Annotated in this window: 17 protein-coding genes; 16 read left to right on the top strand and 1 reads right to left on the bottom strand. The window is 33.1% G+C overall.

What is annotated here, in order from left to right:
* Nucleotide 1 precedes the first annotated feature (1 nt).
* From LPB302_RS00250 to LPB302_RS00180, 16 genes are all read left to right on the top strand, one after another.
* A complete protein-coding gene (locus LPB302_RS00250; RefSeq protein ID WP_053975329.1) occupies nt 2-586 on the top strand; it encodes a methyltransferase family protein in 585 nt (194 codons plus the stop codon).
* Between the two features lie 30 nt (nt 587-616).
* The gene (locus LPB302_RS00245) at nt 617-2,572 is read left to right on the top strand and encodes a heavy metal translocating P-type ATPase (protein ID WP_053974356.1); all 1,956 of its coding nucleotides are present in this window, start codon (nt 617-619) and stop codon (nt 2,570-2,572) included.
* A gap of 71 nt (nt 2,573-2,643) precedes the next feature.
* Entirely contained in the window at nt 2,644-3,057 is a 414-nt protein-coding gene (locus LPB302_RS00240; protein WP_422903158.1) for an HYC_CC_PP family protein, read from the top strand.
* Nucleotides 3,058-3,166: 109 nt separating this feature from the next.
* Nucleotides 3,167-6,874: an efflux RND transporter permease subunit gene (locus LPB302_RS00235; protein WP_053974355.1), complete on the top strand. Its 3,708-nt coding sequence runs from the start codon at nt 3,167-3,169 to the stop codon at nt 6,872-6,874.
* Complete coding sequence (locus LPB302_RS00230) at nt 6,871-8,109, top strand: TolC family protein (protein ID WP_053974354.1); 1,239 nt, start codon at nt 6,871-6,873, stop codon at nt 8,107-8,109. Before LPB302_RS00235 ends, LPB302_RS00230 begins: the two co-directional genes overlap by 4 nt.
* A gap of 86 nt (nt 8,110-8,195) precedes the next feature.
* Nucleotides 8,196-10,697: a heavy metal translocating P-type ATPase gene (locus LPB302_RS00225; RefSeq protein ID WP_053974353.1), complete on the top strand. Its 2,502-nt coding sequence runs from the start codon at nt 8,196-8,198 to the stop codon at nt 10,695-10,697.
* Nucleotides 10,698-10,744: 47 nt separating this feature from the next.
* Complete coding sequence (locus LPB302_RS00220) at nt 10,745-11,302, top strand: DUF2911 domain-containing protein (RefSeq protein ID WP_231658717.1); 558 nt, start codon at nt 10,745-10,747, stop codon at nt 11,300-11,302.
* Nucleotides 11,303-11,305: 3 nt separating this feature from the next.
* Nucleotides 11,306-12,022: a PepSY domain-containing protein gene (locus LPB302_RS00215; RefSeq protein ID WP_053974351.1), complete on the top strand. Its 717-nt coding sequence runs from the start codon at nt 11,306-11,308 to the stop codon at nt 12,020-12,022.
* A gap of 17 nt (nt 12,023-12,039) precedes the next feature.
* Nucleotides 12,040-12,531, top strand: coding sequence for a DUF305 domain-containing protein (locus LPB302_RS00210; protein WP_053974350.1), 492 nt, complete (start codon nt 12,040-12,042; stop codon nt 12,529-12,531).
* On the top strand, nt 12,521-14,302 hold the full coding sequence (locus LPB302_RS00205; RefSeq protein WP_053974349.1) for an efflux RND transporter periplasmic adaptor subunit: 1,782 nt from the start codon (nt 12,521-12,523) through the stop codon (nt 14,300-14,302). Before LPB302_RS00210 ends, LPB302_RS00205 begins: the two co-directional genes overlap by 11 nt.
* Nucleotides 14,303-14,319: 17 nt before the next feature.
* A complete protein-coding gene (locus tag LPB302_RS00200) occupies nt 14,320-14,760 on the top strand; it encodes a heavy-metal-associated domain-containing protein (protein WP_015479802.1) in 441 nt (146 codons plus the stop codon).
* A 603-nt stretch (nt 14,761-15,363) separates the two neighbouring features.
* A complete protein-coding gene (locus tag LPB302_RS00195; RefSeq protein WP_053974348.1) occupies nt 15,364-15,552 on the top strand; it encodes a hypothetical protein in 189 nt (62 codons plus the stop codon).
* 11 nt (nt 15,553-15,563) lie between these two features.
* A complete protein-coding gene (locus tag LPB302_RS00190; protein WP_053974347.1) occupies nt 15,564-15,788 on the top strand; it encodes a hypothetical protein in 225 nt (74 codons plus the stop codon).
* A gap of 67 nt (nt 15,789-15,855) precedes the next feature.
* The gene (locus LPB302_RS13955; protein ID WP_082329804.1) at nt 15,856-16,008 is read left to right on the top strand and encodes a hypothetical protein; all 153 of its coding nucleotides are present in this window, start codon (nt 15,856-15,858) and stop codon (nt 16,006-16,008) included.
* Nucleotides 15,998-18,322 carry an HWE histidine kinase domain-containing protein gene (locus LPB302_RS00185; protein ID WP_053974346.1) on the top strand — a complete coding sequence of 775 codons (2,325 nt, stop codon included), beginning with the start codon at nt 15,998-16,000 and terminating at the stop codon, nt 18,320-18,322. The genes LPB302_RS13955 and LPB302_RS00185 overlap by 11 nt, the downstream gene beginning before the upstream one ends.
* A 62-nt stretch (nt 18,323-18,384) precedes the next feature.
* Nucleotides 18,385-18,741, top strand: coding sequence for a response regulator (locus LPB302_RS00180; protein ID WP_053974345.1), 357 nt, complete (start codon nt 18,385-18,387; stop codon nt 18,739-18,741).
* Between the two features lie 85 nt (nt 18,742-18,826).
* On the opposite strand, the gene LPB302_RS00175 is transcribed toward LPB302_RS00180, so the two are convergent.
* A complete protein-coding gene (locus LPB302_RS00175; protein WP_074613545.1) occupies nt 18,827-25,090 on the bottom strand; it encodes an Ig-like domain-containing protein in 6,264 nt (2,087 codons plus the stop codon).
* Between the last annotated feature and the right edge of the window lie 46 nt (nt 25,091-25,136).

The raw sequence follows: 25,136 nt of genomic DNA, 5'->3' as shown, positions 1-25,136 counted from the left end.
AATGATATTGTTTGCTTACTTTATACTTTATTTTTTACTCGTCTTTGTAGTTAGGTCTTTATTGTTATGGCAGAGAACAGGTGTTAACCCTTTAACATTTAACAAAAAGGATGATGCTCACGGATATAATGGTAAAATATATACCTTCATATCATTTTTAGAACTGATGGTGGTAGGTGTTTATGCTTTTAAAATTGAGTGGTATAAATACTTACTTTCCTTTTGGTACTTGGAAAATGAAGTTTTATTTAAAATAGGTTGGGTCTTTTTAATACTCTCTTTAATTGTAGTTTGGTTTTCACAGACACAAATGGCAAACTCTTGGCGAATTGGAATAGATGAAAAAAATAAAACCGAACTAGTAACTAGTGGTATGTTTTCAATATCACGAAATCCAATTTTTCTTGGAATTATGATAGCAAATATTGGATTGTTTTTGGTAATTCCAGATGCTTTTACACTATTAATAATCTCACTTTCTGTAATAAGTATAAATACACAAATTAGACTGGAAGAAGACTTTTTGAAACAAGAATTTGGAAATGAATATTTGAAATATAGGAAAAAAGTAAGAAGGTGGTTGTAATGTCAGTCTAAAATTATTTAAAATTGAAATATGAAAAAAAAGAAAATTAATTTAAAGGATTTAAAACCCGTTTCTAAAGAAGAACATAATCACGATAATGGTCATAATCACGACCACCAAGAAAGTGGTTCATTTAAAACCTATATACCTGCAATCATAAGTTTTACAATGCTTATCATTGGTATAGGTTTAGATTATTTTGATGTTTCATTCTTTAAGGATTGGATTCGTATTGCTTGGTATGGTATTGCATATCTTCCTGTAGGGCTTCCTGTTGTAAAAGAGGGGTGGATTAGTATTAAAAAAGGTGATGTTTTTACAGAGTTTTTTTTAATGTCTATAGCAACCATTGGTGCATTTGTTATTGGTGAATATCCCGAAGGTGTTGCAGTAATGCTATTTTATGCAGTAGGCGAATTATTTCAAAGTGCTGCTGTAAATCGTGCAAAAGGAAATATAAAAGCATTATTAGATGTTAGACCTAAAGAAGCCAATGTATTTCGTGAGGGAGATTATAAAAGTGTTTCGCCTGAAGTTGTCAATATTGGAGAGAAAATTCAAATTCGTGTAGGTGAAAAAATCCCTTTAGATGGTAAGTTGTTATCCTCAAAAGCATCTTTAAATACAGCAGCTTTAACAGGCGAAAGCAAACCAGATTCCATTCAAAAAGAAGCAAAGGTTTACGCAGGTAGTATTAATTTAGAAAACGTGATTGAAATTGAGGTAACCAATAAGTTTGAAGATAGTTCAATTGCGAGAATATTAGATTTGGTTCAAAATGCTACAGCTCGTAAGTCTAAAACAGAATTATTTATTAGGCAGTTTGCTCGTATCTACACACCAATCGTTGTATTCTTGGCTATTGGCGTGACATTCATTCCTTACTTTTTTGTAGAGGATTATGTGTTTAGAGATTGGTTGTATAGAGCTTTAATTTTCTTGGTAATATCTTGCCCTTGTGCGTTGGTAATTTCCATTCCATTAGGTTATTTTGGTGGATTAGGAGCAGCTTCAAAAAACGGAATATTATTCAAAGGAGCTTCTTTTTTAGATGCAATGACTAAAATAAATACTTTGGTAATGGACAAAACAGGAACAGTTACTAAAGGTGTATTTAAAATCAAAGAGGTGAAAGCATTCGGTTGGAATGAAGCCGAATTTATGCAATACCTAATGGCGATGGAAGAGCTATCAACGCATCCAATTGCCAAAGCTATTTTAGAGTACAAAGCTGAAGGTGAATATTTTGAAGCAAAAGAAGTTTCTGAAATTGCAGGTAAAGGTTTAAAAGGCATTGTTAATGATAAAACAGTTTTAGTAGGTAATAAAGCCTTAATGACTGCGAATAATATTAATGTTCCAACGGAAACGGAATCTATTGTAGAATCGATAGTATTAGTTGCAATCGATAATCAATTTGCAGGTTATGTAGTCATAGCAGATGAATTAAAGGAAGATGCAAAAGAAACTATTACAGCATTACACAAAGTAGGTATCAAAAATATTATGATGCTTTCTGGTGATAAAGATTCCATTACCCAACAAGTTGCAAAAGAATTAAATATTAAAAATGCTAAAGGTGGCTTATTACCAGAAGATAAATTAAGCGAAGTTGAAATTTTAAAGAAAAATCCTGAAAATAAAGTAGCTTTTATAGGTGATGGTATTAATGACGCACCAGTTTTAGCAGCAAGTAACGTTGGTATTGCAATGGGTGGTTTAGGTAGTGATGTAGCTATTGAAACAGCAGATGTCATTATTCAAACAGACCAACCTTCAAAAGTAGTGAGAGCTATTAAGATTAGTCGTTCTACACGAAAAATCGTTTGGCAGAATATCATTTTAGCATTTGGTGTTAAAGTTATTGTCTTGATTTTAGGAGCAGGTGGTTTAGCCACAATGTGGGAAGCTGTTTTTGCAGATGTAGGGGTCGCATTATTAGCAATTTTAAATGCAGTCAGATTACAACGAATGATATGGGATTAAGCAGATTAGTCAATTAAACTTCTGTTAAACAAAATCAATAATTGGTAAAATTTCGTAACTTCGCAATAAATATGAAACAATTTTTCCATAAAATAATGTCTTTAGTAATGACTTTTGTAGTCTTATTCTCTACAATGTCATTTACTCTGAATATGCATTATTGCGGAGATACTTTAGTCGAAACTGCTATTTATCATAAAGCCAAAGGGTGTGGCATGGAAATGGAAAAGCCTTCAACCGAAGGATGTTCTATTAACAAGAAAAATTGTTGTGATGATGCACAATTAGCAATTGAAGGTCAAGAAGAACTACAATTGCAAGTTGACAAAATCACATTTGAGCAACAAGTATTTATAGCTTCATTTGTTTACACTTATAGTAACATTTTTAAAGGTTTAGAAAATAACGTTTTTACTTACGAAGAATATAAACCGCCACTCGTCATAAGGCAACTCTACAAGATTGACGAAACGTACTTAATTTGATTTTTAAACAATAGACTTTTTTATCCTATGACTGCAATGTTGTAAGGATAATTCGCTGTATTCGGTGTTTTCATTACACCAATGTCTAACTGTTTAATAATCAAAGCCAATGCTCAATAAAAGCATCAAATTTTTAATAGAAAACAAACTCGTATCAGTTCTGCTACTCGTTCTTTTTGTAGGATGGGGAACGGTTAATGCACCATTTAATTGGGATACAGGTTTCTTACCAAGTGATCCAGTTGCTGTAGATGCAATACCAGATATAGGTGAAAACCAACAAATTGTATTTACAAAGTGGGATGGTCGTTCACCTCAAGATATAGAAGACCAAATTACCTACCCATTAACTACTTCATTATTGGGTATCCCAGGTGTCAAAACTATACGTAGTTCTTCTATGTTTGGCTTTTCAAGCATCTATATCATTTTTGAAGAAGACATAGAGTTTTACTGGAGTCGAAGTAGAATCCTAGAAAAACTAAATTCATTACCTAGTGGATTACTCCCAAGCGATGTAAATCCTGCATTGGGCCCAGATGCGACAGGCTTAGGTCAAATATACTGGTACACTTTAGAAGGTAGAGATGAAAAAGGAACTGTAACTGGTGGTTGGGATTTACACGAACTAAGAAGTATTCAAGATTACTATGTTAAATATGCCTTATCTTCTGCAAGTGGTGTTTCTGAGGTAGCTTCAATTGGTGGTTATGTTCAAGAATATCAAGTGGACGTAAATCCAGAACTAATGCGTCAGTATAATATTGGATTGCATCACGTTGTAAAAGCTGTTAAGGAAAGTAATAAGGATATTGGTGCACAGACTTTGGAAATTAACCAAGCCGAATATTTAGTTCGTGGTTTGGGTTATGTGAAATCCATTTCAGACATCGAAAATGCAGTAGTCACTTCAGAAGATTATACTTCAATTAGGTTAAAGGATATTGGTAAAGTTTCATTAGGTCCTGCAACAAGACGTGGATTATTAGATAAAGAAGGCGCAGAGGTTGTTGGTGCTGTTGTGGTAGCTCGTTATGGCGCAAACCCAATGGAAGTTATCAATAACGTAAAGGAAAAAATTAATGAATTAAGTGCTGGATTACCTTCAAAAGTATTAGCGGATGGTAGAACCTCACAAGTTACCATAGTGCCTTTTTATGACAGAACAGAACTGATACAAGAAACATTAGGAACACTTAATGAAGCCTTAATTCTTGAAATATTGATTACCATTTTAGTAATAATTATTATGGTGTTTAACCTTCGAGCTTCCGTACTAATTTCTGGACTGTTACCTGTTGCAGTTTTAATGGTATTTATTGCAATGAAACTCTTTGGTGTAGATGCCAACATTGTCGCATTATCTGGTATTGCAATTGCTATCGGAACAATGGTCGATGTTGGAGTGATACTTTCAGAGAACATCATTCGTCATCTAAATGAAGAAAATGGAAAACTATCAATAAATACCGTAGTTTACAATGCAACCGCAGAAGTTTCTGGTGCAATTATTACTGCTGTTATGACAACTATTATTAGTTTTATTCCTGTATTTACAATGATTGGTGCGGAAGGTAAACTATTCAGGCCATTAGCCTTCACAAAAACTTTTGCATTAACAGCATCTATAATAGTAGCGTTGTTTTTAATTCCACCCTTTGCTGCATTTTTATTCAGAAAGAAAAATCTTAAATCACACCTTAAATATGTTTTAAATGGCGTTTTAATAGTATTAGGTATCGTAGCCATAGGCTCTGGGTATTGGTTAGGATTGATATTAATTGCTTTTGGAATTACAGCAGGTCTCAATCTTCAAAATAAGATAACAGACAAGCAAGCAAATCTTATCAATATTATTATTTCAGCATCAGCAATAGTATTCTTGTTAGCAGAATATTGGAGACCATTAGGAGTGGATAAAAGCATTTTCTGGAATCTTATTTTCGTTAGTATTATTTGCTTTGGTTTATTAGGTATTTTCTCATTATTCATAAAATACTACACACGCATTTTAAGGTGGTGTTTAAATAATAAATTGCTCTTTTTGTCTGTCCCAACAGCTATTGTAATTGCAGGTGTTTTCATTATGAAAAATACAGGCAAAGAATTTATGCCATCGTTAAATGAAGGTTCTTTTTTATTAATGCCAACTTCGATGCCACACTCTGGTGTAGAAGAAAACAAGCGTGTTTTACAACAGTTAGATATGGCAGTAGCCAGTATTCCAGAGATTGAAACCGTAGTTGGTAAAGCAGGTAGAACAGAATCAGCTTTAGACCCAGCACCACTATCAATGTATGAAAATATCATTCAGTACAAACCAGAGTATATGCTGAATGAAAACGGACAACGCCAACGCTACAAAGTCAATGATGATGATATGTATGAATTGAAAGATGGACGATTCATCGCAAATCCAAATACTATTGAAAATGTCACCTTGAGCGCAGTCGAAAGGTCTCAACTCATTCCAGACGATGATGGCGAGTTCTACCGTAATTGGCGACCAGAAATAAAATCACCAGACGATATTTGGAATGAAATTGTAAGAGTCACAAAACTCCCTGGTGTTACATCTTCACCAAAACTACAACCTATTGAAACCCGATTAGTGATGCTTCAAACAGGTATGCGAGCACCAATGGGTATTAAAGTAAAAGGTCAAGATTTAAAGCAGATTGAAGCGTTTGGTGTGCAATTAGAAAACATCATCAAACAAGCTGAAGGTGTTAAAAAAGAGGCTGTTTTTGCAGACCGTATTGTTGGTAAACCCTATTTGTTAATTGATATTAATAGAGAGAAAATTGCACGTTATGGCATTTCGATACAAGATGTTCAAGATGTATTAAAAGTAGCAGTTGGCGGTATGGTATTAACCCAAACCGTTGAAGGTAGAGAACGTTATGGTGTACGAGTACGATACCCAAGAGAATTACGAGCAAACCCAACAGACTTACAACAAATTTATGTGCCAGTTGAAAAAGGCAGTCCTGTACCATTAAGCGAATTGGCAACGATAAGATACGAACAAGGTCCACAAGTCATTAAAAGTGAAGATACTTTTTTAGTAGGTTATGTCTTGTTTGATAAATTAGATGGCTTTGCAGAAGTAAGCGTTGTTGAAAATGCACAAGCATTGATTCAAGAAAAGATAGATTCTGGTGAATTTATAGTTCCCAAAGGAATCAACTATGCATTCACAGGAACGTATGAAAATCAGTTACGAGCAGAAAAAACCTTATCGGTTGTTGTACCGTTAGCATTGGCAATCATTTTCTTAATTCTGTATTTTCAGTTTCGTTCGGTTGGAACATCTTTAATGGTATTCACAGGGATTGCAGTAGCCTTTGCAGGTGGTTTTATAATGATATGGCTCTATGGTCAAGGTTGGTTTTTAAACTTCAATGTCGCCGGCGAAAATATGCGAGACTTATTCCAGATGCACCCTATTAATTTAAGTGTAGCAGTTTGGGTTGGGTTTATTGCTCTATTTGGTATTGCAACAGACGATGGTGTAGTGATGGCAACCTATTTAACGCAAACTTTTGATAGAAATACACCAGAGAATAAAAAGGAAATTAGAGCATCCATAGTGGAAGCAGGAGAAAAACGTATCAGACCGTGTTTAATGACTACAGCTACAACCATTTTAGCACTATTACCAGTATTAACCTCTACAGGTCGAGGAAGCGACATAATGATACCCATGGCAATTCCAAGTTTTGGTGGAATGCTTATAGCCTTAATAACATTATTTGTAGTCCCAGTTTTATATTGCTGGAAAGCCGAATTTCAACTTAAAAGAACTGTAAAATGAAACAGATAATATCACACATTAAAACAGTCTCTATTCTTTGTTCGTTATTCTTTGTTCTCAAAGGAAATGCACAACAATTGGAAACACTTATAGATGAAGCCTTAACAAACAATCCTTCAATTCAAAAGTTTGAGTTACAATACAAAAGAACTTATGAAAAAGTAAACGAAGTCAATACCATTCCTAATACTGAATTCGGTGTAGGATATTTTGTGAGTGAACCAGAAACTAGAACAGGAGCACAACGCTTTAAAGTATCTGTTAAACAAATGTTACCGTGGTTTGGTACCATTACTTTTCGAGAAAATTATGTGAATTCTTTGGCGGATGCTAAATACGAAGACATTGTTATCGTCAAGCGAAAACTATTGGCTTCGGTTTCACAATCATATTATAATTTGTATGCTAACCAATCAAAACAAAAGGTATTAACTAAAAACATTAACCTTTTGAATACTTACGAAACACTAGCTTTAACATCAGTTGAAGTTGGTAAGGCATCCGCAGTTGATGTATTACGATTGCAAATGCGCCAAAATGAAATGCAGCAATTAAAAGACGTATTGCGACAACAATTTTTAGCGGAACAAACAAATTTTAATAACCTATTAAATCGAAAAAATGATGTTTCGGTTAGTGTGGTTGATAATCTAATGATACCTTCTGAAGACTTTGATATAACTACTGAAAATCTAGAATTACATCCTGAATTAATAAAATATGATAAACTATATCAATCCATAGAGCAATCAGAATTATTGAATCAAAAAGAAAGCAGTCCAATGATTGGTTTTGGTTTAGATTATATTAATGTTTCTGAAAGACCAAATATGGATTTCAGCGATAACGGAAAGGATATTGTAATGCCAATGGTTTCGGTATCTATCCCAATTTTTAATACAAAATATAAATCCCAGACCAAACAAAATGAGTTACAACAGAAGGAAATTACCGCTCAAAAACATGAACGATTAAATACATTAGAAACGCTTTTAGACAAAGCCATTAATGAACGTATTTCAGCAAGAATAAGTTTTGCTACCCAAACCAAAAATCTAAAGCAAGCCAAGGATGCAGAAGACATTTTAATCAAAAGCTATGAAACAGGAACGATTGATTTTAATGATGTTTTGGATATTCAAGAGTTGCAGTTAAAATTTCAAATCAATCAAATAGAGTCTATTAAGAACTACTATTTGCAGTCAACAATAATTAATTATTTAACACAGCAATAATGAAATGAGCAGATGTATTATTATAAAACTATTCAAGATTTTTATATGCGAATTACATCTGACCATTAAGAAATAGATAACAACAGATGAAACTCACATATCACATACACGGAATGACTTGCAACGGTTGTCGGAGTCACGTTGAAGAAACGCTTTCTAAAGTTAAAGGTGTTTTAAAAGCAACTGTCAATTTAGATAAGGCAGAAGCTAACATAGAAATGGAATCACATATTCCCATAGAAACATTTCAAGAAGCCTTAAAAAAGGATGGTGACAGATATAGTATTCATAATCTTGGTGAACACCATCATCATACCGAAACTAAAAATAAAGAACAACCCAAAGGAAAAGGTACAGGTACGTTTTATTGTCCTATGCATTGCGAAGGTGATAAAACTTATGATGAACCAGGGGATTGTCCTGTTTGTGGAATGGATTTGGTGGAAGAACAAAATCTATCAGCAACTTCAAAGGAACAATGGACCTGTCCTATGCATCCAGAAATTGTCAAAGACGAAGCAGGTTCGTGTCCTATTTGTGGTATGGATTTAGTACCAATGGAAGTAGATAGTTCAGCAGAGGAAAAAACGTATAAGAAGCTATTAAAGAAATTTCGGATAGCATCTGTATTCACATTACCCATTTTCTTAATTGCTATGAGCGAAATGCTGAATAACAATCCATTGTATAATATAATGGAACAGAAAAATTGGAACTGGATTCAATTTGCATTATCCATTCCTGTTGTCTTTTACGCTACGTGGATGTTTTTTGAGCGTGCTTATAGAAGCATAAAAACATGGAATCTCAATATGTTTACACTCATTGGAATCGGTGCAGGTGTGGCTTGGTTATTTAGTGTATTTGGGATGTTGTTTCCAGATTTATTTCCTGAACAATTTAAAACTGAATCAGACGCAGTTCACGTCTATTTTGAAGCAACAACAGTTATTCTAACGTTAGTGCTTTTAGGTCAGTTGTTAGAAGCTCGCGCACATAGTAAAACCAATTCGGCCGTAAAAGAGTTACTAAAGTTAGCACCTAACAAAGCCATTAAAATAGTTGATGGTGAAGAAGTTGAGGTCAGTATTGACGAGATAGAATTAAATGATATTCTCAAAGTGAAACCAGGAGATAAAATTCCTGTGGATGGTGTGATAACCGAAGGCAAAACAACAATTGACGAATCTATGATTACAGGAGAACCCATTCCTATAAACAAATCTCAAGAAGATAAAGTAAGCAGCGGAACAATAAATGGCAATCAATCCTTTCTAATGAAAGCTGAAAAAGTAGGAGGTGACACCCTTTTATCACAAATCATTCATATGGTGAATGATGCCAGTAGAAGTCGTGCACCTATTCAAAATTTAGCAGATAGAGTTTCGGGTTACTTCGTGCCAGTTGTGGTTCTTATTTCTATTATCACATTTATTGTATGGTCTGTTTGGGGGCCAGAACCAGTTTATGTGTATGCTTTTGTGAATGCAATTGCTGTACTAATCATTGCGTGTCCTTGTGCTTTAGGTTTGGCAACACCAATGTCTGTAATGGTTGGTGTAGGTAAAGGTGCTCAAAATGGAGTTTTGATTAAAAATGCTGAAGCGCTTGAAAAAATGGATAAGGTAAATACGCTTATCGTTGACAAGACAGGAACAATTACAGAAGGTAAACCAACAGTTGAAACCGTTGGTGCTTTTAATGATACTTTAAGCGTAAAAGAAGTGTTACAATACATCGTTTCATTAAATACCAATAGCGAACATCCTTTAGCAGAAGCCACAATTGAATATGGTAAAGAACATAACACAGAAATTTTAAAGTCCGAAGATTTTAGTGCAGTCACAGGTAAAGGTGTTGAAGCGAAAATTGATGGTAAACAAGTAGCATTAGGTAACCCTAAAATGATAGAATATGCAAAAGCAAATATTACTTATAAAATGAAAGACGAAGCTAAGTCTTACCAAAAACAGGGTAAAACAGTTTCTTATTTGTCAATAGATGAAACCGTTGTTGGGTATGTAGTTATAGGAGATAAAATAAAAGAAACGAGTGCCAAAGCGATTAAAGCACTTCAAGATAAAGGCATCGATGTTATAATGCTTACAGGCGACAATCAAGATACAGCACAGGCAGTAGCATCAGAACTTAATCTAGCAGATTTTAAAGCCAGTATGCTACCAGAAGATAAACTCAAAGAAGTAGAAAAACTGCAAGAAAAAGGAAAAGTAGTTGCTATGGCAGGTGATGGAATTAATGATGCACCAGCATTGGCTAAAAGCGATATTGGTATTGCTATGGGTACAGGAACAGACGTAGCGATAGAAAGTGCGATGATAACACTCGTAAAAGGTGATTTACATGGTATTGTAAAAGCAAGAAACTTAAGTGTTTCAGTAATGAAAAACATTAAGCAGAACCTGTTTTTTGCACTTATCTATAACACATTAGGTGTGCCTATTGCAGCAGGTGTTTTGTTCCCATTTTTCGGAATATTACTATCGCCAATGATAGCAGCTTTAGCAATGAGTTTTAGTTCTGTTTCGGTAATAGCAAACGCATTACGATTAAGAACAATTAAAGTATAACTATAAATAAAAAACTAATGAAAAATCTAACCCTATTAATTGTCATGATGCTTACAATAGCGAGTTGCAAAAATGAAAAATCAAGTACGGTAAAGCAAAAACATAATCATAACAACGCAACTGAAAAAGTAGAAGAGCAAAAGAAAAAACCGTTAAGTCCACATTCTGAAACGATGGCAATGATAGGTGATGCCCATATTCATATTGATTATTCTTCACCAGGAGTAAGAGGACGAATCATTTTTGGTGGTTTAGTTGGTTATGACCAAGTATGGCAAGCTGGCGCTCATATGGCTACATGGTTAGAAACCAATAAAGATTTAATCATTAATGGAGAAACGCTTCCTAAAGGGAAATATGGTTTTTTTACAATTCCATCAAAAGGAGACTGGACTGTGATGATTAATAAAAACTGGGAGCAACATGGTAAAGATGAGTATAACGAAAAAGATGATGTTATTCGATTTAAAATTACACCAACATTATCAGAGGAAATCACAGAACATTTAGAGTATAAGGTCAACAAAATAAATGATAAAAGTGGAACTATTTCGATGGCTTGGGAAAAAGTTAAACTCGAATTTCCTTTTGCAATTAAAAAATAGAAAATGGTAAAAAGGCATACAGCTTTAAAAATTAGAAAAACCCACAGGTATTTGGGGCTATTTTTAGGAATTCAATTCCTATTTTGGACCATTAGTGGTTTATACTTCAGTTGGACAGACATCGATGAAATACACGGAGATCAATTTAAAAATTTGGAGTATCAACCCAAAGCGTTTAATAATTTAATAAGTCCTTCAAAACTTAGTATAGCTGAAGGTGTAAATACTATAGAATTAAGGGATATTGGCAATTCACCTTACTATTGGATTAATAAAAACAATTTGTATAATGCTTTAGATGGTTTGCCAAAAAATAGTATTACGCAAGATGAGGCACTCTATATTGCCAAAAACCATATGAAAAGTGGTTTAGAGGTAGAATCTGTTGAACAAATAACTAAAACTGGGAAACATCACGAGTATCGAGAAAAACTACTACCTGCTTATGTTATCTCATATAAAACCGATGAAGCTCTAAAAGCCTATGTTTCTGTAAACGATGGTAAATTTCAAACCGTAAGACATCGTTCTTGGCGTTGGTTTGATTTTTTATGGATGACACATACTATGGACTACGAAGGCAGAGACAATTTTAATACCCTTGTTTTGAGAGCCTTTTCACTTTTAGGGTTACTAACCGTATTAAGCGGTTTCTTATTGTGGTTTACCTCTTCACCTTCAATTAGAAAAATATTTAAAAACAGAAAAAGTAAAGTTTAATTATAAAATCAAAAATTATGAAAACAAATAAGCATACAAACAACGATAAAGGAAAGAGCAATTACACAAAATTCTTTCTAATGCTTGGTGCATCTTTTATAGCAATGTATATCACCATGTACCTAAATACTTATGAATTTGACCATGTATATTTTAGCTTAACACGCTTTTATATGGTTTGTCTGGGTATTTCTACTATGGCATTGATTATGTTTTTCTCCATGAAAAACATGTACACCAATAAAAAGAAAAACTTGGGTATTGTTATTGGCAGCATAGTTCTTTTTCTTAGTGCTTTAGGACTAGTTCGCGACCAGAAATCTACAGTTGACGATGTCCTTTGGATGAAAGCAATGATACCACATCATTCTATCGCTATTTTAACAAGTGAAAGAGCAGATATTCAAGACCCAGAAGTTAAAAAATTAGCAGAAGACATAATTAAAGCACAAAAGAAGGAAATTGAAGAAATGAAAGCAATGATAAAACGATTAGAAAATGAAAAATAATAAGGTAGTCATATACATTGGAATATTCATAGTAGGCTTGCTGTTGGGTTGGTTCATTTTTGGAGGTTCATCAAATAAAGCATTAGACCATAAACATGATGCTATTTCAGAAACCAATCAACTCTGGACGTGCTCTATGCATCCTCAAATTATGCAACCAGAACCAGGCGATTGTCCTATTTGCGGTATGGATTTAATTCCTGCGGAAAGTAGTGCAGATGGTTTATTAGCAGACCAATTCAAATTGACTGAAAACGCTATGGCTTTAGCTAATATTCAAACAACTACTGTTGGTAAAGGCAATGTTGAAGGCAATACTATCAAATTATCTGGTAAAATTGCTGAAAACGAAGAAGCCAATGCAGTACAGGTAAGTTATTTCGCTGGAAGAATTGAAAGTTTGAATGTGAGTTTTACAGGCGAAGAAGTTAGTAAAGGTCAATTATTGGCAACCATTTATTCGCCAGAACTCTATGCAGCACAACAAGAATTAATTACAGCAGCTTCTTCAAAAGAATTACAACCTGCTTTATACAAAGCAGTCCGTAATAAACTCAAATTATGGAAGCTCTCTGACAAGCAAATCAATCAGATTGAAGAAACCCAAAAAGTGAAAGAAAACTTTCCTGTGTATGCCACCGTTTCGGGTACCGTTACAGAAAAATTAGTAGAGCAAGGCGATTACATCAAACAAGGTCAACCCTTATTAAAAATTGCTAATCTTAACACCGTTTGGGGAAACTTTGATGTGTATGAAAATCAGATTGACCGCTTTAAAAAAGGACAGGAAGTGATGATAACCACCAATGCGTATCCTAATAAGGAATTTAAAGGTACTGTCGATTTTATTGACCCAGTTTTAAACACCAAAACAAGAACCGTAACCTTACGTGTAGTGCTAAAAAATAAGGACGATGTATTTAAACCAGGAATGTTTGTAACAGCAAATATTGAAGGTAGTACGTCTAAAAATGACGAAGTATTAACAATTCCTGGATCTGCTGTTATGTGGACAGGTGAACGTTCTGTGGTGTACCTTAAAACAAATCCAGACCAACCTATTTTTGAAATGCGTGAAATTAAATTAAGCAATCAAATTGGTAATGAATATGAAGTTTTAGAAGGTTTATTTGTTGGAAATGAAATAGTGACTAACGGTACTTTTACGGTTGATGCAGCAGCTCAATTGCAAGGAAAAAAGTCTATGATGAATAAAGATGGTGGTAAAGTAATGACTGGCCATGAAGGTCATTTAGGTATAGATAACAATGAATCTAACAAAGTAAATGACCACACTAATATGAATGTGCGTTTGGAAGTATCAACTAAATTTCAAGGGCAGTTAAAAGATGTTTTCAATGAGTATATCAATTTAAAAGATGCTTTAGTAAAAGAAGATTCAAAAAGTACTTCAGCAAACGCTACAAGTTTGTTAAATAAATTGAACAAAGTGGATATGAAAATGTTGTCAGATAATAAGGCGCATAACCATTGGATGTCATTAGAAGGTGAAATAAAATCTTTTGCAACTTCAATTTCTGAAACGTCCGATATAAAATCACAAAGAGACCATTTTAAACATTTATCATCACATCTAATCAATGCTGTTCAATTGTTTGGTGTCAATGAAAAGGTCTATGTGGAATTTTGTCCAATGGCAGATAACAACAATGGTGGATATTGGTTGAGTAAAGAAGAAAAAGTAATCAATCCATACTATGGCGAAGCAATGCTAACCTGTGGTGAAGTAAAACAAATAATAGAACAATAACAATTAAATTTTAAACAATGAAGAGAGTAATTTTAAGTATAGCTGTAATAGCAGCATTAGGCTTAACAAGTTGTAAAAACGAAACCAAAAAAGAAACAGAAACCACAACTACTGAAATGTCAAAAGATATAGCAATGACAGACCTGTCTTTTGGTGTAAGAGGAAATTGCGGAATGTGTAAAAGTACCATCGAAAAAGCAGCTAACGGTGTTGAAGGTGTTGCAAGTGCGAATTGGGATGTCGATAAAAAGAAGATTGACGTATCTTTTGATGATACAAAAACCGATGTAATGGCAATTCATAAAGCAATCGCAGCTTCAGGTTATGATACCGAAAAAGTAGCTGGTGATTTAGATGCTTACGACGGTTTACCAGGTTGTTGCAAATACGACCACGAAATGATGATGAATCAATCAACTGAAGACAAAAAAAATGATCACTCAAAACATGATCATTAAATTGGCAATATCATTAAGTTATGAATTCCCCAAACTTTTGATTAAAGGAAATATAAATTAATTTAAAACTGGCAACTAATTAATTTTAATAAAATTATTTCTTTTTATCTTGAATATTATCTTAGATTTGAGTTATAAATTTTATTATAAATCAGAGTACACAATTCAGTACACTATCTAATGTAAATAAACATAAAAAAAGGGTAATTTAAGACTTTTCTTAAAATTCATAACCCTGAGGTCACGGGTTCAAATCCCGTCTTCGCTACAAGTTAAAAGTAATTAAAAACGAATTGTGTTTCACAATTCGTTTTTTTTATGTCTTTTATTTATTAATTTATGAAATAGTTTTATCTAGATAAAATAGTTGGATAGAAATTAAAAGAAACAAAAAATACTATAAGATAGAACTAATAATTATTTAAAAAAGACATCATCTAAGTATTTGATTTCCTACTAATTTGTTTTATATTAAATCAATATTTTCCCAACTTTTATTAATGAAATCTGATCTGCGTAAAAAGCTCTACGAATTCTACTAAAAACAATCATTTAGCTGTCGAAAATTCCTTTAATTTTAGCGAAGGTATTTCTATATCTACATTGGAAACATTTCACCAATCTATATTAAGGTCTAGATTAAAATATCAAAAATCTTTGCATCATTTAGAAGATACTTTTAATATTAAAAGTACTTACAATGATGATTTGATATCTTCTTTAAAATCGGATTTAAAATCAAATAATGACATAATTGATCAATTAGAGGTTAAAAATACATCACATGCTTAGGAGTCTTCTATGTGTTTGCTGGTTCTGCAATGGGTGAAAGAGTCATAAGAAAAATGGCTCTAGAACATGCCCCTCCTATTCAATCACATTATATTACAAAACTCGTTGAGACTTCTAACTCTCAAATGAAAATATTGGGATTGCTTTTAGCAGATAATGAAATTGATTTAATAAATGGAGCAAATGAAACTTTTTCAACTTTAACCAAATACGCAAACATTGAATTCAAAAAATAACATAAAAGCATCTAAAGCACTTGAAGATAAAGCTTTAGAACATTGTAATAATGAACCTATATAATGGATTGAAAGTGTACAAAATTATGGTGCATTATTAGCTTTTGAATTTAAATCATTAACAATTACACATGCATCTAGTAATTTAGATAAAATATTAAAAATTAATGCTGCATTAAATAAGTCAATTAGAGATATTTTATCTCCAGATGACGCTTGATATTTTAAACATAGCTTCTCATAATTCTACTAAGCATCAACGAGAACATGTAAAAGTGATAGAAAATAATGCGAACTCTATTGACATTTCTTTATTTAGAACAGATAATTCTGTTGTTATTGAATTATTACCAACTGGAAAAGATTTTAAATATATAAATATTAATAATAATAATATAAAGTGGGCATTAGCAAGAACTCACGGTCATGAAACCATAGAAGATATTTTAAATAATGCTGTACAATCATTACAAAAGATAACTGGTTTTGATAGGGTTATGGCTTATAAATTTCTACCTGACAATTCTGGAGAAATAATAGCCGAAGCTACTTCAGCACCTTCTATCAATACATTTTTAGGTTTAAGATTTCCTGCTTTTGATATTCCACCAAGAGCAAGAGATCTTTTTTTAAAAAACCCAATACGTTTTATTAAAAATACTAGTTCTGAAGGTTCTAAGATTTTAGTCCATAAAAATTCTGACAATAAACTAAACCTAACTTACAGCATCTTAAGAGCAGCTGCCCCAGTTCATAATCAATACTTAGTGAATATGGAAGTTGTTAGTTCTATGACTATACCTATTATTATAAATGGTAAACTTTGGGGGTTATTTGCACATCATCATAAGTCTTGTAAAAATTTATCTCCACAAGAAATTTATTCCGCAGATATATTGGGGCAAACAATTAATATGGTTCTAGAACATCAAACAAGACAAAAAGCTCAAAAGACAATTAAAGATATTTTAGAAAATGGTAATGATTTAATTGCAATAGAAACAAATTCATTCAAATTAGACGAGTTCTGGAATGCTCAGGCAAAAAATCTATTTGAAATTATTCATTGTGATGGTATTGCCTGCGTTATAGATAAAAATATTAAAACTTACGGTAATTGTCCAGAACTAAATTCCATTCAAACTTTAGTTGATACACTAAATACTAAAAAAGAAGAAATACAAAGTTACACTAACATTTCTAAATTTGTAGATAAGGGGATTAAAGATACCAGAGGTTTAATTTTTATGCAATTAATTTCTGAATTTCCACAGATAAACATGTTTTTTTTCAGAGATAAATTTTCAAAAAATATTCAATGGGCAGGAAGTCCAGAAAAAGAATTAATATTTGAAAAAGAAAATGTTAGATTACACCCAAGAAGTTCTTTTAATGAATTTATAGAAAACAATTCTGAAGATTCAGATATTTGGACTACTCAAGATCTTTTTGTAGCAAAAAACGCTATAGAAACGTTTAAAAAATACATTCAAATAGAAATTGTTAAAGAGAAAAAGGAAGTTTCTGAGTCTGAAAGATCAAAAATTCTTGTAAAAGAATTAAACCATAGAGTCAGAAATATTTTAGCCTTGGTTAAATCTGTTTCTAAACAAACTGCTAGCAAAGAGAAATCTATAGAAAGCTATGTTTTGGCTCTAGAAAAAAGAATTACTGCATTAGCGGATGTGAATAATATGCTAACAGAAAGTAGTTTTGGTAGTATTAACTTAGAAAAGATTTTAGTAAAAGAACTATCTCCTTTTGATCTTAGTGATAAAAACTATGAGATTAAAGGACCATCTATTGAACTAGCATCTAATGTTGCTCCTATAATTGTTTTAGTTTTACATGAACTAACTACAAATTCTGCAAAATATGGATCATTATCTTCAGAAAATGGTAAACTCACAGTTTCTTGGCATATATCAGAAAATGACATATTTATATTTTGGAAAGAAGAAAATGGGCCAAAAGTTACCAAACCAAAGCATAAAGGTTTTGGTCGAACCATTATTGAAAAAGCAATTGGTTATGAATTTGGTGGAAGCTCATCAATGAATTTTAAAGAGTCTGGTTTAGAGGTAACAATTCAAATTCCTTTAAAAACAATTCTGAGAAAAGAAACAGAAATGTTTACAACAGAAAAAATAAAATTTAAGGATAAAGAAGAGTATATAGAAAAAAAGAAATTAAATATTCTTGTTTTAGAAGATGATTTTATAATTGCAAATCAAACAAAAGAACTAATAGAAAATAAAATAACATCTAATGTAGATATCTTTTCTAACCAAAAAACAGCGCTAAATTCTTTAGAGAAAAAAACATATGATTTTGCACTTTTAGATGTTAATTTAAAAAATGAAACTTCTTCAAGAGTTGCCCAAGTGTGTAATTTAAAAGGAATTCCTTTTCATTATATTACAGGTTATGGAGATACATTTTTACAAAATAAATCTTTCCCAGAAGCACCTGTTTTTATAAAACCAATTGCAGATGAACAATTATTTAGTATTTTAGATAAACTAACCAATTAATTTTTACTATTAAATATGTTACGCGTTTTAATTATAGTAGATGATTTTATATTAGCAGAAGAATGGAAACAAGCACTTATAAAACAAAAGATTATTCTGTTAATTTAGTAAAAACTGGTTCTGAAGCTCTAGCTAGTATAGATATAGAAATGCCAGACATTATGGTTGTAGATTTATATCATAAAAATATTTATGGTAGTTTAAATTCTGATAATGGTATTCGTATCATGGGACCATTAAAAAGAAGTAACCCTAAAATAAAAATGATTGCTGTTACTGCATATAATAATAACAAAAGAACTGTTGGCACTGAAACAGTTGTTTTTAATTTGGGAGCAGATTACTTTTTAAGTAAACCATTTGACACTTCTCAACTTTTAGAAAAAGTACAAGAAGCGAAAGCATCAATTGATTTATAATTAAATAGTAAAACTAAAATTATAAAATAAAAAAAGAGGAAAATCAAATGATTTTCCTCTTTTAGTTAGTTGACTTTTAATTTACTTATTTAAAAACTACTTTACTAGTTCCAAAATCTTTTTCTGCACTAATAATTCTCATAAACAACATACCAGCTTTTACATTAAAGTTAAAATCAAATTGATTAACTCCTTCTTCTAAGTCTAATGTAGAACTTGATACCACTTTACCTGTCGCATCAAATAAAATCATAGTTGCTTTTGTAGTTACACTACTCAATAAAGTAGTACTTAAATTCCCTTCTGACGGATTTGGATAACTTAAGAAATTATCAACAAAAACCTCTGTGTTACCAATAGTTACACTATTAGGTGTTTCTCTACTAGCAGTTGTTGTAATAAACACAGTACCTGTAGTTGCATCTCCATTTTCATCTGTAATAGTATACTCAAAACTATCAGAAATTAAACTTCCAGGAGAATATGAAATTGTATTATTACTATTTACACTTATGAACCTACCTCCTGAAGAAACCCCAGTAGATCTTCCATTAGATAATGTAATAGGATGTGTAAGACTTGGACCATCTGAACCAAAATCATCATTTGATAATACATCAATACTATTTGAACTACTGAATCTTACTACAGACACATTATCATCTACTGCTGTTGGCGTACCATTTACAACTACCTCTGCAGTTACTGTTACTGTTACTGTTGCTGTTGCTGTATCTCCATTTCCATCCTCAATAGTATACTCAAAAGTATCTGTTCCTACAAAATTTGCTGCTGGTGTATATTCAATCTCACCTGCAACTACTGCTGTAGTTCCTCCTAAGTCAGAATTAGCACCTACTGTTAATGCATCCACTAAAGCTGCTCCATCATCTCCATAAACATCATTGTCTAAAACATCGATACTTATTGCTGTATCTTCTACTGCTGTTGCTGTATCATCTAATGCTGTTGGAACGTCTGTTGCTGCAGGACCAATAGTTACTGTTACTGTAGCTGTTGATGCATCTCCTGTTGCGTCTGTAATTGTATAACTAAATGTATCTGTACCATCTGTTACTGCTAAAGCTGATGGTGTATAGTTAAATACATCATCTGTTGTATCATTCGTACCTTTATTATCTATGCTTATTGCACTTCCTTTTGTACTTGCACTTGTTAACGTTCCATTTGTCATCGTTAACCCGCCATCTATATATCCTTCTGATCCTGGTGTATCATTAACCAATACATCTATTACATTATCAACACTTCCTGCTGAAACTGTTACTGCATCATTAACTGCTGTTGGAACTGTTACTGCTGGTGCAACTGTTCCTACTGTTACTGTTACTGTAGCTGTAGCTGTATCTGTACCATTATCTTCTAAAGTATAGGTAAAGGTTTCAACTCCATTTTCAAATAATGCTGCTGGTGTATAAGTTACTGTAATGTCTTCTGCATTCGCTGTTCCATTTGCATTGATAGCTAAAGTACCTCCTTCTGAACCTACTGATAAAGTAACGCTTGCTAATCCTTCTGATCCAAACTGATCATTATCTAAAATATCTAAATCATTTGATGATGAACCATTTGCTACACTAAAAGCATCATCTACTGCTGTAGGATCTGCTAAAGCTGCTGCTGGACTTACTAAAATATCTACTGTAGCTGTAGCTGCATCTCCATTTAAATCTGTAATTGTATACGAAAATGAATCTGATCCACTATATCCTGCTGGTGCTGAATATAATACAACATCGTCTGAAGCATCATTTATTAAAAGGTGATCTGAAACACTAATTAAACCACCCTTTGTAGTTGCTGTACTTTGTTTTCCGTTTACTAAAGTTAATGGATGTGTTGTATTTAAACCATCTGACCCATAAGAATCATTGTCTAATACTGCTATAACTGTATTTGAACTCTCAAAATCAACCGTGATTGAATCATCTACTGCTGTTGGTGTACCATTTACAACTACCTCTGCAGTTACTGTTACTGTTACTGTTGCTGTTGCTGTATCTCCATTTCCATCCTCAATAGTATACTCAAAAGTATCTGTTCCTACAAAATTTGCTGCTGGTGTATATTCAATCTCACCTGCAACTACTGCTGTAGTTCCTCCTAAGTCAGAATTAGCACCTACTGTTAATGCATCCACTAAAGCTGCTCCATCATCTCCATAAACATCATTGTCTAAAACATCGATACTTATTGCTGTATCTTCTACTGCTGTTGCTGTATCATCTAATGCTGTTGGAACGTCTGTTGCTGCAGGACCAATAGTTACTGTTACTGTAGCTGTTGATGCATCTCCTGTTGCGTCTGTAATTGTATAACTAAATGTATCTGTACCATCTGTTACTGCTAAAGCTGATGGTGTATAGTTAAATACATCATCTGTTGTATCATTCGTACCTTTATTATCTATGCTTATTGCACTTCCTTTTGTACTTGCACTTGTTAACGTTCCATTTGTCATCGTTAACCCGCCATCTATATATCCTTCTGATCCTGGTGTATCATTAACCAATACATCTATTACATTATCAACACTTCCTGCTGAAACTGTTACTGCATCATTAACTGCTGTTGGAACTGTTACTGCTGGTGCAACTGTTCCTACTGTTACTGTTACTGTAGCTGTAGCTGTATCTGTACCATTATCTTCTAAAGTATAGGTAAAGGTTTCAACTCCATTTTCAAATAATGCTGCTGGTGTATAAGTTACTGTAATGTCTTCTGCATTCGCTGTTCCATTTGCATTGATAGCTAAAGTACCTCCTTCTGAACCTACTGATAAAGTAACGCTTGCTAATCCTTCTGATCCAAACTGATCATTATCTAAAATATCTAAATCATTTGATGATGAACCATTTGCTACACTAAAAGCATCATCTACTGCTGTAGGATCTGCTAAAGCTGCTGCTGGACTTACTAAAATATCTACTGTAGCTGTAGCTGCATCTCCATTTAAATCTGTAATTGTATACGAAAATGAATCTGATCCACTATATCCTGCTGGTGCTGAATATAATACAACATCGTCTGAAGCATCATTTATTAAAAGGTGATCTGAAACACTAATTAAACCACCCTTTGTAGTTGCTGTGCTTTGTTTACCATTTACTAAAGTTAATGGATGTGTTGTGCTTAAACCATCTGACCCATAAGAATCATTGTCTAATACTGCTATAACTGTATTTGAACTCTCAAAATCAACCGTGATTGAATCATCTACTGCTGTTGGTGTTGTAGCTGGTGGAACTACTGTTCCTACAGTAATTGTAACTGTTCCTTGATACTGATTAGAATCTACTGTTAATGTGTAATCAAAAGTATCAACACCATTAAAATTAGTTGGTGGTGAATACAATATCTTATCATCTGCTTCATTAATAGTTCCTGTTCCTCCATTATCCAAAGTTAAAGTACCAGTTCCTTGTGCACTATCACCAGTTAAGTGATCTGGACTATTTATTAATAAAGTACCAGAACCGAAAGTTCCAAAATTATCATTGGCTAAAACATCGATTAAAATAGGTGTATTTGCTGGTGTAGCAACAACATCTTCTACAGCACCTTCTAAAGGAGCAGCTGCCCCAACTGTTATTGAAACTAATGCTGTTGATGCATCTCCTGTTGTATCTGTAATAGTATAACTAAATGTATCTAAACCATCAAAACCTGCAGGTGCAGAATATTTGAATGTATCATCTGAAGTAGTTGCTGTACCATTATTATCCACTGAAATCAACCCTCCATTTGCACTAGCTCCTGAGGTTGTACCATTTGTTAAGGTTAGACCATTATCTATATATAAATCTGAACCTGCTGAATCATTAGCTAAAACATCTATTATTGCTTCTACCTCTTCAAAATCAACTGATGCAGTATCTGCTGTTGCAGTTGGTGTTGTATTACCATTTGAACCTTCAACTACTGTTACTTCAACTGAAGCAGTGGTAGCATCGCCATCAAAATCTGTAATGGTATACATAAAGGTATCAGTACCTATAAAGTCTGCTGCTGGTGTATAATGAATAAAATCGTCAGTTAAAATGTTTGGAGTACCATTATCTTCAATACTAATTAAACCTCCTTCTGGACTTGCACTACTTTTACTTCCGTTAGTAAAAGTTAGTGGGTGTGTAGCATTTGCTTCGTTACCACCAAAATCATCATTAGCCAATACTGCTATAATATTATTTGAACTATTTTTATCTACTGTTGCTACATCATTTACTGGCACAGGAACTATTGGTCTAACTACAATATTAACTGTAGTTGTAACTGTATCTCCATTTTCGTCTTCTAAAGTATATGTAAAACTATCTGGACCATTATATGTTGCTCTAGGTGTATATACTACTAAATCATCTGTTGGATCTGCTGTACCTAAATCTTGCAATATTAAAGTACCATTTTGTGCACTCATTGCTCCAGAAATCGTAAAAGACTCTGCCCCATCATTTCCAAAACTATCTCCATCTAAGACATCAAAAACATGGTTTTCTGTATCTTGATTTACTGTAAAATTTGCTGCATCTGTTGTAGGCACATCATTTACAACTTGTGTTCTTGTAACTGTTGCAGATTCATTACCTGATTTATCTACAACCTTATATACTATTGTATATGTACCCCACTGATTTACATCTAAATCACTAGAAACAATAACAACTTCTTCGAAACAAGCTTCATTATAAGTAAGCCCTTGTTCTACATAAGCCGTTCCTGTTCTATGCACATAAGTAGGATTTACTAAAGCAACGTTTGCTGGTGCTTCGTCATCTATTACATTAACATTTTTTGTTAAACTTGCAGAATTACCAGCTTCATCTGTTACAGTTAACGTAACTGTTACTGCTGTAGAAACTTGACCAGCAACAATATCTGAACAACTAAATGTTGATTGATCTAATGCTAGTGTTAAGTTAGCTGGACTTGTGTTATTGTCTGATGATGCATCATTAACATCTGCTGCAGTTATACTTGTACTTGTATTTAAATTTACATCTATTGTATTTGAGGTAACACCTACTGTTGGTGCTGTTGTATCTATAGTAACAGCTCCTGTACCCGAAGAAACAGAACCAGCATTACCTGTACTATCAGAGAAATTTGAAATTTGGTATGCAGTAGCTCCTTGAAAATCACCTGCTTGAACTGTATATGTAGCAGTGTAATTATTTCCTGTATTTGTTACTGATGCTGTTTGTGTAGCAATAGTAACTGTAGGTGTATTAATTGACTCGCTAGAGGTAAAAGTTAAGGTGATAACATCTCCTGCTTTTGCTAAAGTGTCTGCAGTATTATTTGATACCATAGCAATATTTGAAACAGAAGGATCTACAGTATCAATAGTTACAGCTCCTGAACCTGATGAAGTAGAACCAGTATTCCCAGAAACATCTGAGAAATTTGAAATTGAATAAGCAGCAGCCCCTTGAGTATCTCCTGCTTGCACAAAATATGAGGCTGAGTAATTATTACCTGAATTTGTTACAGTAGCTGATTGACCAGCAATAGTTACTGTAGGTGTACTAATTGTCTCACTTGAAACAAACGTTAAAGTTATTTCAATTCCAGTTCTAGCTGTAGTATTTGGGGTATTATCTGAAACCATTGCAATGCTTGAAACAGATGGGCTTGCTGTATCAATGGTTACAGCTCCAGAACCAGATGAAGTAGAACCTGTATTTCCAGAAGAATCTGAAATATTTGAAATTGAATATGCAGCAGCTCCTTGAGCATCTCCTGCTTGAACCGTATATGTAGCAGTGTAGTTGTTACCTGTATTAGTTACTGTTGCTGATTGACCTGCGATAGTTACAGTAGGCGTATTAATTGTCTCGCTTGAAACAAATGTTAAAGTTATTTCATCACCTGTTGTGGCTAAAGTATTTGTAGTATTATCTGAAACCATTGCAATACTTGAAACAGATGGATCTGCAGTATCAATGGTTACAGCTCCAGAACCACTTACATCTGTTCCAGCTTCAGAAGTTGAAGTTGATGATATGTTTGTAATTGAATACGCAGTTGAACCTTGTACATCTCCTACTTGTACTGTATATGTTGCTGTCCAAGAGGAACCAGAACCACCAACTACAGCTGATTGCCCAGCTATTGTTACTGTAGGTGTATTAATGTCTTCGTCTGACGTAAATGTTATTGTAATTTCATCACCTGTTTTTGCTAAAGTATTTGTAGCATTATCTGAAATCATAGAACCAAAAGTAACTGTTGGAACTCCAAAATCTTCAGAGGAAAGGGAATTGTTGCTAAAAGCTGAAAAGACAGCTAAAAAGCTAAATAGGGCTAAAAACGTAGTTTTTTTAATCATAGTGTGTAATTTATACTGTTAGGGTTACTCAATATTAAAAATGCAA

It is taken from the genome of Polaribacter dokdonensis (assembly GCF_024362345.1).
GTDB lineage: Bacteria > Bacteroidota > Bacteroidia > Flavobacteriales > Flavobacteriaceae > Polaribacter > Polaribacter dokdonensis.
Note: the sequence above shows the minus strand (reverse complement) of the source record. Positions and strands in the feature narration are given on the sequence as shown.